We start from the raw sequence: 10,340 nt of genomic DNA on the forward strand, positions 1-10,340 counted from the left end.
AAAAATAGCAGATCAACTTTGGGCAGGAAATGTGGAGGTTCATGTTAAATCCAGCGATTGGTTTGTGCATAACCACGAAACAGATCAAGCCTATGACAATGTGATTTTACATGTGGTTTGGGAACATGATACAGAAATTTTTAGAAAAAACAACTCCATTGTTCCAACTTTGGAATTAAAAGAAGTTGTAGATAAAATGGTCTTGCTCAATTACAGTAAATTGCTTTCAGCAAAAGATAAATGGATTAATTGTGAAGCAGATTTTGCTGAGGTAGCACCATTTGTCCTCGAAAGCTGGTTGGAACGTTTGTATATAGAGCGTTTGGAGCGAAAGTCTGAAACCATTGAAAAGCTTCTACAGGATTCCAAAAACAATTGGGAAGCCGTTTTGTTTAAAATGTTGGCTAAAAACTTTGGTTTGAAAGTGAATGGGGAAGCTTTTTTTAGCATGGCAAATGCTGTAGATTTTCAGATAATTAGAAAACTGCAAAACAATCAATCAACTTTGGAGGCTTTGTTTTTTGGACTAACAGGCTTGTTGGACCAAGACATTCAGGAGCCCTATTTTTTAGTCTTGCAGAAGGAGTACAGGTATTTAAAACGAAAATATAATTTGCATGATACCGAAGTTGTGCCAATTCAGTTTTTTAGACTTAGACCTCAAAATTTTCCAACCATCCGTTTGTCGCAATTAGCCACACTGTATCACTTGCATTCCAGTTTGTTTTCTCAAATAATGGAAATTTCTTCGCTTAAAAACATATATAAACTGTTTCAAGTGTCGACATCTGTTTTTTGGAAAACCCATTATAGCTTTGGAAAAGTATCTAAACCTTCAAACAAAAAAATAACCAAAGCGTTTGTTGATTTATTGATCATAAACACCATTATTCCTATAAAGTTTGCTTATGCCAGACATCAAGGGAAAGATGTAAACGATTTTCTTTTAGAGCTGATCCAGCAGATCCCATCAGAAAAAAACAGCATTGTTTCTGCTTTTAATAAAATAAAAAAAGTCTCACACACAGCCATGCAATCGCAAGCGCTTATTCAACTTAAAACCACATATTGCGATAAAAACCAATGCTTGAAATGTGCTGTGGGCAATGCGTTAATTGTTAAATAGGCAAGTCGATAAATGAAGGAGTTCACTATAAATAAATTGAATCCAGAATCGTTAAGGCTTTTAAGTGTTTTAATAAAATTACCCAAAAGTCATGAATCTTAAATTTTTCTTGATAAACTGATAAATTACACAGATTTACTTAAGAACCCTTTTGTTGGTCCCACAAATTGATTTTCTTTTAAACGCGAACGACAATTTTAGAATTTTTTCTTAATTTTTATCTTTAAATTGCAGCATGAATTTATTTTACAGAATTTTACTTTATTTCCAAAAACATGGGTATTATGTGTGTCAGCGAATTGCAGACAGATTGGGTATTAGGGCAAAAGTTGTAAGAACCTCCTTTATGTATTTAACTTTTGTAACCTTGGGTTTTGGTTTTGCTTTATATCTTTTTATTGCTTTTTGGATGCATATCAAGGACCTGCTATACACAAAGCGTTCTTCGGTATTCGATTTATAAACTTTACACATGAACAACCCTTTAATCAAGCTATTAAAATCTAAAATTTATACAGCCATTTTTCTATTGGCTATTTTATTGGGTGCAGGTGTGGTAGGTTTTAAAATATTGTCACAGCTTTCCTGGATAGATGCTTTTTACATGACGGTTATTACCATTACCACAGTAGGTTTTGGTGAAGTACAGCCTCTGGACGAAAGTTCCAAGGTGTTTACAATTTTATTGATTTTAACCAGTGTGGTTATTGTGGGTTACGCCATTAGTGTGATTACGGAGTATATTTTAAGCAAGAATAATTTAGAAGGACTAAAACAAAGAAAGATGCAAAAAAAGATAGACAACCTTAAAGACCATATTATTATTTGTGGATATGGTAGAAATGGAAAACAGGCAGCTACTAAATTAATGGCTTACAAGAAACCTTTTGTTGTTATAGAAAAAAACAAGGAAATTGCCGAAAAATATCAAAGTGAATTGGTGCCTTTTGTAATAGGAAATGCCAATGAAGACGAAACATTATTGCAAGCTGGTATTGAAAGGGCTTCCACCTTAATATCTGCTTTGCCCAACGATGCCGATAATTTGTTTGTGGTGCTTTCTTCCAGACAAATAAATAGCGACCTAAATATTATAAGTCGTGCCTCTCAAGAAACCTCTTACAAAAAACTTAAATTGGCTGGAGCCAACAATGTTATTCTTCCGGATAAAATAGGAGGGGACCACATGGCTTCTTTGGTGGTTGTTCCTGGTTTGTTGGAGTTTATAGACAATTTGTCCATTGTTGGCAAATCCAACATCAATATTGAAGAAATTTCGGTGGAACAATTATACGATACCTCTCAAATAAAAACCATTAGGGACTTAGACCTTAGAAAGCAAACAGGTTGTAGTGTCATTGGTTTTAAAAATGCGCAAGGTGAATACTTGATTAATCCCGAAGCCGATTTAGAATTAATTCCAAATTCCAAAATTATAGTCCTTGGAAGGCCAGAACAAATTCAAAAGTTAAATTCATTGTACAATATTTAAAAATTCCTATTTTTTCGGTAAGCGTTAAATTAAAGACGAAACTTTAAAAACTCAATTTTTTTTAGCATCTTGCTGCCTTTAATAGACAAACTAACTAATAATATATCTTATGAAGAAAGCTCTTCTTTCATTATTAACATTAATCTTGCCTCTTTTTTTGTTTTCTCAAGATATTAATGTTGAAGCCGTAGTTTCCAATCCATCTAAAAATATTAATGATGGTACCATAACATTAAATGTCACTGGAGGAACTGAACCATATACTTACAGATGGAGCAATCAAAACACGCCTTTAAAATCAAATCGTTCAACAGGGTTAACAGAGGGGGTTCCTTACTCGGTTGTAGTTACAGATGCCAATGGTAACACCAAAACAGCGGTGTTTACTGTAAAAACCGAAGCAATAACCGAAGTTTTTAATGGCACCATGACCCCGGCCGTGAGTGCTTTGGGGTCTGTTTTGTTTTGGGATCCTTTTGCGGCTATAGGTATATATGATCCTGTAGTATATGCCGATGTTAAACAAATAGGTGTTCCAAACTGGACCAATGAAGTGGAAAACAAATATGTTTTAAAACAATGGTTAAAAAATCAGGGCGAACATGTTAACAAAGGAGAACCTATTGCTGTTATTTTAGATAAGGATAACAATGAGATTACTGTAAATGCATCAGCAAATGGAAAGTTAAAACAACTTACAGCTCAAGGAAAAACCATTTACAATTCAAACAATAAAAAGCATGTAATAGAGCAGGGTGCTCATATTTTTGCCGAAATTGCTTACGATGAACCCATAGTATTAACACATCCTAATGGAGACCCATTAACAAAGCCAATTTCTTTTATTGTAATCTGGTTGGTGTTAGGTGCTCTTTTCTTTACATTAAGAATGGGCTTTATCAATATTCGTGGATTCAAACATTCCATAGATTTGGCGAGAGGGAAATATGATGATCCTGATGCTCCAGGGCAAGTAACGCATTTTCAAGCATTGGCGACTGCTGTCTCTGGAACAGTTGGTTTGGGTAATATAGCTGGTGTGGCTGTAGCTGTATCTCTTGGAGGTGCTGGAGCTACTTTTTGGATGATTGTGTGTGGCTTATTGGGAATGTCCACTAAATTTGTAGAATGTACCTTAGGGGTTAAATATCGAGATATCCTTCCAGATGGACGTGTGTTTGGAGGTCCTATGAATTATTTAAGACACGGATTGGAAAAACGCAATATGAAAGGTTTAGGAAAAGTATTGGCTGGATTATTTGCGGTTTTGGCTGTTGGTGCCTCTTTTGGAGGCGGAAATATGTTTCAGGCCAATCAATCTTTTGAGCAATTAGCAGGTCAGTTTCCCATGTTAGAAGGAAACGGTTTCTATTTTGGAATTATTACAGCCATTCTTGTAGGTGTTGTAATTATAGGAGGTATAAATAGTATAGCAAAGGTTACTGGACGCGTAGTGCCTATTATGGCTTCAATATATATAGTTGCAGCTTTGGCGGTGATAATTATGAATATACAAAACATTGGGCCAGCATTTTCGGCTATTATTGAAGGGGCTTTTAGTCCTTCTGCACTTAAAGGAGGTATTATAGGCGTATTGGTTGTAGGATTTCAACGCGCAGCGTTTTCAAATGAAGCAGGTGTTGGTTCTGCAGCTATAGCGCATAGTACTGCAAAAACCAACAATCCACCTTCTGAAGGTTTTGTGGCTTTGTTAGAACCTTTTATAGATACAGTTGTTGTGTGTACTTTAACTGCATTAGTGTTAATTTTTACTGGAATGCATGAAGTTGAAGGTATGGCTGGGGCTCAATTGACATCTGACGCTTTTGGCAGTCAAATTTCTTGGTTCCCTTATGTACTGGCATTGGCAGTATTTTTGTTCGCTTTTTCAACCATGATTTCCTGGTCCTATTACGGTATGAGGGCTTGGACCTATTTGTTTGGGAAAAGTAAAAAGACAGAATTTATCTATAAGATGTTGTTTTTGGTATTTGTTGTTATTGGTGCATCAGTAAGCTTGGGTGCTGTTCTAGATTTCTCAGACATGATGATATTGGCGATGTCGTTCCCTAATATAATTGGCTTGTATATTATGTCTAAAGAGGTTAAATTAGACTTAGATTCCTATTTGGCAAAATTAAAATCCAATTTGTTATTTAGGAAACCAGAGCAGTCCAAAAAATAATTCAAAATGAAACGATTAAAATCCCATTTCACGTTTACTAGAAAGCAACGGAATGGGATTTTTTTATTGATCCTTGTTATTGTGTCATTACAAGCTCTCTATTTTTTTGTAAGTTTTTCAAAGGATGTAGACACTGTTGATAATGATGGATTAAACAAGTTTCTTTTAGAAATAGATTCACTACGGTTGGTTGAAATAGAAAACAGGAAACCTAAAGTTTATCCATTTAACCCCAATTATATTACAGACTATAAAGGCTATACGCTTGGCATGAGCAATGAAGAAATTGATAGGCTATTGCAATTTCGCGCTCAGGACAAATGGGTAAATTCTGCAAAGGAATTTCAGCAAGTTACTAAAGTATCAGACTCCTTGCTTGCTACCATGTCGCCGTATTTTAAATTTCCGGAATGGGTAACAAACCCAAAAATTAAAAAAGATTATATAAATTCAAACGCAACACATCAGCCTAAAAATTTCGATCAAAAACAGGATTTAAATACTGCAACTGCCACACAATTACAAAGAATTAATGGAATAGGAGAAGGGTATTCAAAACGTATTATCAAGTATCGGGAGAAATATGGTGGTTTTATAGCAGATGTTCAGTTGCAGGAAGTTTACGGTTTGCCCCCAGAGGTTATAGAGCGACTTTTGGAACAGTTTACGGTTAAGACACCAAAACAGGTTGAAAAGATTGATTTAAACCAAGCTACAATTGAGCAATTGGTTACGGTACAATATATAGATTACGAAGTGGCACACCATATTATAGAACAAAGAACCCTAAGGGAAGGTTACAAATCCTTGGACGAATTATTGAAAGTAAAAAGCTTTCCTACTAACAAATTCGAGATAATTAAATTATATTTGAAGCTCAATCAATAAAGAGAAACAGTATGAATAGTATGTACTTCACAGAAGAACATCAAATGTTTAGAGAAAGTCTTAAAGATTTTTTACAGAAAGAAGTGGTTCCACACATTGAAAAATGGGAAAAAACAGGAACTGTGGAACGTTTTATTTGGAAAAAGTTTGGTGACATGGGGTTTTTTGGTTTGGCTTACCCTGAAGCTTATGGAGGTTTAAACCTGGATTTGTTTTACACAGTGATATTTCTTGAGGAACTTCAAAAAATAAACTCAGGTGGTTTTGCAGCAAATATGTGGGCTCATGCCTATTTGGCCATGACCCATGTTAATAAGGAAGGAAGCCATGAGATAAAAGAAAAATATTTAGCCCCTAGTATATCTGGAGATAAAATTGGCTGCTTGTGTATTACAGAACCATTTGGAGGAAGCGATGTGGCAGGCATGAGGACCACAGCTGTAAAAAAAGGGGATACTTACATTATCAATGGTTCTAAAACTTTTATTACCAATGGTGTTTATAGCGATTATTTAGTGGTTGCTGCAAAAACAGACCCAGATGCAGGACATCGGGGAATGAGCATTTTTATCGTGGATAGGGAAACACCGGGAATCTCTGCCACCAAATTAGACAAACTGGGTTGGAGAGCTAGTGATACTGCCGAAATAGCTTTCGATAATGTGGTTGTTCCTGCCAATCAATTAATGGGAGAAGAAGGTAAAGGCTTTCCGTACATCATGCAGCATTTTGCCTTGGAAAGATTGATTATGGGAATCAATGCGCATGCAAGGGCTGAATACGCGTTGGACTATGCAAAACAATACATGAGTGAACGAACGGCTTTTGGTAAAACCATAGATCAATTTCAAGCCTTAAGGCATCGATATGCCGAATTGTATTCCGAAATGGAAGTTTGCCGTGAATTCAATTATTCTGTTGCTTACAGATTGGATAAAGGGGAATACGTTGTAAAACAGGCCACCATGTCCAAATTAAAATCCACTAAAATGGCAGACGAAGTTATAAACGAGTGCCTTCAGTTTTTAGGAGGTTATGGTTATATGGAAGAATACCCAATGGCCAGACTGCTTCGCGATAGCCGATTGGGCCCCATAGGTGGAGGGACTTCAGAAATTCTTCGTGAAATTTTGGCCAAAATGATTTTGGACGATAAAAACTATAAACCTGCTACTTAAGTAACCCATATATTATGAAACCATCCCCTTTCAAACATGTTTTAGGTCTTCTTATATTTTTAAGTGGTTTGTCAATTTTTTCACAAACCGAAATTAAAAATTCGGTATTGGATGCTGAAACCTTTATGCCATTGGAGAGTGCCAGTGTGTATGTTAAAAACACAACCACAGGAACCATTACCAATGCAGATGGAAAGTTTGTTTTGGTTGTGCCAGAAAAACATGTAAGAGACACGTTGGTAATCTCATCCATAGGGTATAAAAGTTATAAGGTTCCAGTGAATGAATTCGACAGTAGTTTTGATGTGTATTTGGAACCAGATGTGGCTTCCTTGGATGAAATACTCCTGGTTGCCGATACCAGACCAAAAACAGGGAACGATATCGTGTTAAGGGCTTTGGAAAGACTTTCTGAAAATTTACCGGATTCAGCTTATCTGGAAAAGGGGTTTGTTAGACATAAAGAACGAAATAAAAAGGAATTTAAATGGTTGGTGGAAGGTGCCATCACTCTGTATGATTCCAGTTATCAAACAAACACCACAGAGTTCCTAAAAATCAATGTCGATGAGGTAAGGAAAAGTTACGACCTAAGGGATGTGGATAGTTTATTAACCTATACGGCATACTTAAAAGACAAATCCAACAACAAGGATTTAAAAGCCAGAAATTTAAAAAGGGACACCATTAAAACATCTTCTTTGGTTAAAGCCATTAAATGGAATGACACCAGAATCAATGGTTTGGAGAACTTGTTTCATGGCAAGCTTAACTTAGTTAGAAATTCCAATAAACCAAGAGCGTTGTTCAACGAAAAGATGTTAGACCAACATTTGTTTTCATTGGATACCATTTTGGTGGACAATGATAGGAAAATTTATAAAATCAAGATTTCAAAAGGCAAGGATTACATTAACCTGGAAACCAAAGGTATCTACAATGATGGGTATCATGCCAATGGTTGGATTTATATTTACTGGGACACTTACGCCATAAAAAAAATTGAATATGAATTGGTAGCTGCTTCCAGTGCACAAAAAAGCAGGAGCAAAACTCTTTTTGGAACACAGGTAAACCATAAGTTGATTATTAATTATATGGAATACCAAGATAAAATGTACCCTAGTTATATCTATTACGAAACACCAAAACTGGTAAATGTTGGAACTAAAACAGGAAACCTTGCTGCTGGAGAAGAGGAAGAAAGCAATCCAGAAGAACGCTATTATTATACTGTGCAGGAAATATTGTTCACAGAGATTATTTTGGATAAAGAAAAGATAAAAGAAGCCTTAAACAGTACTTGGGATCCAGATATTTTCTCTCCAAGACCTTACAACAAAGCCTTTTGGAAAAATTATAATACGTTATTGGAAAGTGAAGAAGAAGAAAAACTCATTCAAGACCTGACCAAACGTTCTTCCTTATTCAAAGAGTAAAAGAATTGAATGAAATGGTTTTAATGATAGATGCTGGTTTTGAGCTTCTTAAATTTTTTTGCGAGTAAAACATATTTGTTCAAAAAAAAATAATTTTTTAATTGTGCATTATCAATTTGTTTTTATATTTGCAAACTGAAATTCTAAAAGAGAGGAGGTTAAGACACTATGTTAATAATACCAATAAAAGAAGGAGAAAATATAGATAGAGCTTTAAAGCGTTATAAGAGAAAGTTTGACAAAACTGGAACAAAACGTGCATTACAAGCTCGTAAGCAGTTTAACAAGCCATCTGTAGTACGTAGAGCTCAAATTCAAAAAGCGCAATACATTCAACATTTAAGGGATCAAGAAAACATCTAATCTCAAAATTTGTTAAATCCACATAAAAAATCCTGTCAACCATAGCTTAAGCAACGGTTTGGCAGGATTTTTTTGTTTTGAGGCCATCTACTTTTAAATTTCATATATTTACTGAACAATATATACCTGCAAATGTCTTTAAATGCTTTTTTAGATTATTTATTACTTGAAAAAAAATATTCGAAACTTACCATACATGCCTATCAAAAAGACATCGTTGAGTTTTCAGGGTTTATAGGTTTGGAATATGGCAACAGCTCCATAGATACGGTAAACTATTCCCAAATTAGGAGTTGGATCGTGAGCCTAGTGGAAAAAGGTATTTCAAACAGAAGTATCAACCGAAAAGTTTCAGCCCTAAATTCATATTATAAATTTTTACTGAAAACAGAAAGCATTCAGATCAATCCTCTGGCTAAGCACAAGGCTTTAAAAACCAGTAAAAAAATACAAGTCCCTTTTTCCGAAACTGAAATAGCAACCGTTTTGGATGACATTAATTACGACAACGATTTTGAAGGTGTTAGAAACAAACTTATTATAGAACTGTTCTATTCCACTGGAATAAGAAGGATGGAATTGATAGAACTAAAACTAAAGGATATTGACTTTTCCAATAAAACCTTAAAGGTGCTTGGAAAAAGAAACAAAGAACGTTATGTGCCATTATTGAATATGGTTATGGAAAGCCTGAATGTTTATTTAGGGTTTAGAAATCAATTGGAAAATATTACAGATAAAGAGGTTCTTTTTTTAACAAAAAATGGCGTTAAAATTTATGAAACACTTGTTTACCGAATAATTAATGAGTATTTTAGTTTAGCATCCAGTAAAGTGAAAAAGAGCCCACATATATTAAGGCATTCTTTTGCAACACATTTACTAAACCAAGGTGCAGATTTAAATGCTGTAAAAGAACTTTTGGGACATTCCAGTTTAGCTGCTACACAAGTTTACACTCACAACAGTATCGCCGAGTTAAAAAAAGTGTACCTAAACACACACCCTAGAAGTAAAAAATAGCCAGCATAACTTATTGTCTAATTCTAAAACAAAAGCAGTATGAAAGTAAACACGCAATCGGTCAATTTTAATGCAGACAAGAAATTGATAGACTTTATTCAAAAGCGTATGGACAAGTTGGATTTATTTTATGATAAAGTCATTAGTTCAGATGTTTATTTAAAAGTAGAGAACACCAGTGACAAGGAAAATAAAATATTTGAAGCTCGTGTAAGTGTCCCTGGAGATAGTTTGGTTGTAAAAAAGCAATGTAAAACTTTTGAAGAAGGAACAGATTTGGCAGTAGCCTCATTGGAGAGACAACTAAAAAAACGAAAAGAAAAACTTAGAGCACATTTATAAGAAATTTTTCAGAAAAAATGTTTTGAAAAAGAAAATAAATATATACATTTGCAGTCCGTTAGAAATAGCGGGCTTTTTTTTAGTGAAAAAAGTTAAGAAAGCCGATGTAGCTCAGCTGGCTAGAGCAGCTGATTTGTAATCAGCAGGTCGTGGGTTCGAGTCCCTCCATCGGCTCAAAAAAATCTAATTTTCACAGGCTTTTAAAAGGCTAAATTAGATGAAGTTCTTTAATAGGGTGAAACATTTTAATTGGGGAGATACTCAAGCGGCCAACGAGGGCAGACTGTAAATCTGCTGACTACGT

The 10,340-nt window shown here is 34.9% G+C and carries 10 protein-coding genes and 1 tRNA gene; all 11 read left to right on the top strand.

Annotated features, from left to right (window positions below):
- The coding region (locus tag AACY93_RS13295; RefSeq protein WP_339612140.1) for a DUF2851 family protein at positions 1–1,126 on the top strand (1,126 nt) is incomplete at its 5' end.
- A 235-nt stretch (positions 1,127–1,361) separates the two neighbouring features.
- Positions 1,362–1,589, top strand: a complete 228-nt coding sequence (locus AACY93_RS13300) for a PspC domain-containing protein (RefSeq protein ID WP_007649533.1) — start codon at positions 1,362–1,364, stop codon at positions 1,587–1,589.
- 9 nt (positions 1,590–1,598) lie between these two features.
- Positions 1,599–2,618, top strand: a complete 1,020-nt coding sequence (locus AACY93_RS13305) for a potassium channel protein (protein ID WP_007649530.1) — start codon at positions 1,599–1,601, stop codon at positions 2,616–2,618.
- A 109-nt stretch (positions 2,619–2,727) separates the two neighbouring features.
- The gene (locus AACY93_RS13310) at positions 2,728–4,803 is read left to right on the top strand and encodes an amino acid carrier protein (protein WP_286854471.1); all 2,076 of its coding nucleotides are present in this window, start codon (positions 2,728–2,730) and stop codon (positions 4,801–4,803) included.
- A gap of 6 nt (positions 4,804–4,809) precedes the next feature.
- Entirely contained in the window at positions 4,810–5,691 is an 882-nt protein-coding gene (locus tag AACY93_RS13315) for a helix-hairpin-helix domain-containing protein (RefSeq protein WP_286854470.1), read from the top strand.
- 11 nt (positions 5,692–5,702) lie between these two features.
- Entirely contained in the window at positions 5,703–6,869 is a 1,167-nt protein-coding gene (locus AACY93_RS13320; RefSeq protein ID WP_007649524.1) for an acyl-CoA dehydrogenase family protein, read from the top strand.
- 14 nt (positions 6,870–6,883) lie between these two features.
- Positions 6,884–8,308 (top strand): carboxypeptidase-like regulatory domain-containing protein, encoded by a 1,425-nt coding sequence (locus AACY93_RS13325; RefSeq protein ID WP_286854469.1) that lies wholly within the window; start codon positions 6,884–6,886, stop codon positions 8,306–8,308.
- A gap of 168 nt (positions 8,309–8,476) precedes the next feature.
- Positions 8,477–8,671 (top strand): 30S ribosomal protein S21, encoded by a 195-nt coding sequence (gene rpsU / locus AACY93_RS13330; RefSeq protein ID WP_007649516.1) that lies wholly within the window; start codon positions 8,477–8,479, stop codon positions 8,669–8,671.
- Between the two features lie 132 nt (positions 8,672–8,803).
- A complete protein-coding gene (locus AACY93_RS13335) occupies positions 8,804–9,694 on the top strand; it encodes a tyrosine-type recombinase/integrase (protein WP_286854468.1) in 891 nt (296 codons plus the stop codon).
- Positions 9,695–9,733: 39 nt separating this feature from the next.
- Positions 9,734–10,036: a ribosome-associated translation inhibitor RaiA gene (gene raiA / locus AACY93_RS13340; protein WP_007649514.1), complete on the top strand. Its 303-nt coding sequence runs from the start codon at positions 9,734–9,736 to the stop codon at positions 10,034–10,036.
- 100 nt (positions 10,037–10,136) lie between these two features.
- A tRNA-Thr gene (locus AACY93_RS13345) sits at positions 10,137–10,210 on the top strand.
- Positions 10,211–10,340: the final 130 nt, after the last annotated feature.

The organism is uncultured Xanthomarina sp. (assembly GCF_963971605.1).
GTDB classification, from domain to species: domain Bacteria; phylum Bacteroidota; class Bacteroidia; order Flavobacteriales; family Flavobacteriaceae; genus Xanthomarina; species Xanthomarina gelatinilytica.

Excerpts from the sequence above, each read along its gene's own strand:
- AACY93_RS13300 (WP_007649533.1), top strand. The coding sequence starts at position 1,362 with ATGAATTTATTTTACAGAATTTTACTTTATTTCCAAAAACATGGGTAT.
- AACY93_RS13305 (WP_007649530.1), top strand. The coding sequence starts at position 1,599 with ATGAACAACCCTTTAATCAAGCTATTAAAATCTAAAATTTATACAGCC.
- AACY93_RS13310 (WP_286854471.1), top strand. The coding sequence starts at position 2,728 with ATGAAGAAAGCTCTTCTTTCATTATTAACATTAATCTTGCCTCTTTTT.
- AACY93_RS13315 (WP_286854470.1), top strand. The coding sequence starts at position 4,810 with ATGAAACGATTAAAATCCCATTTCACGTTTACTAGAAAGCAACGGAAT.
- AACY93_RS13320 (WP_007649524.1), top strand. The coding sequence starts at position 5,703 with ATGAATAGTATGTACTTCACAGAAGAACATCAAATGTTTAGAGAAAGT.
- AACY93_RS13325 (WP_286854469.1), top strand. The coding sequence starts at position 6,884 with ATGAAACCATCCCCTTTCAAACATGTTTTAGGTCTTCTTATATTTTTA.
- rpsU (WP_007649516.1), top strand. The coding sequence starts at position 8,477 with ATGTTAATAATACCAATAAAAGAAGGAGAAAATATAGATAGAGCTTTA.
- AACY93_RS13335 (WP_286854468.1), top strand. The coding sequence starts at position 8,804 with ATGTCTTTAAATGCTTTTTTAGATTATTTATTACTTGAAAAAAAATAT.
- raiA (WP_007649514.1), top strand. The coding sequence starts at position 9,734 with ATGAAAGTAAACACGCAATCGGTCAATTTTAATGCAGACAAGAAATTG.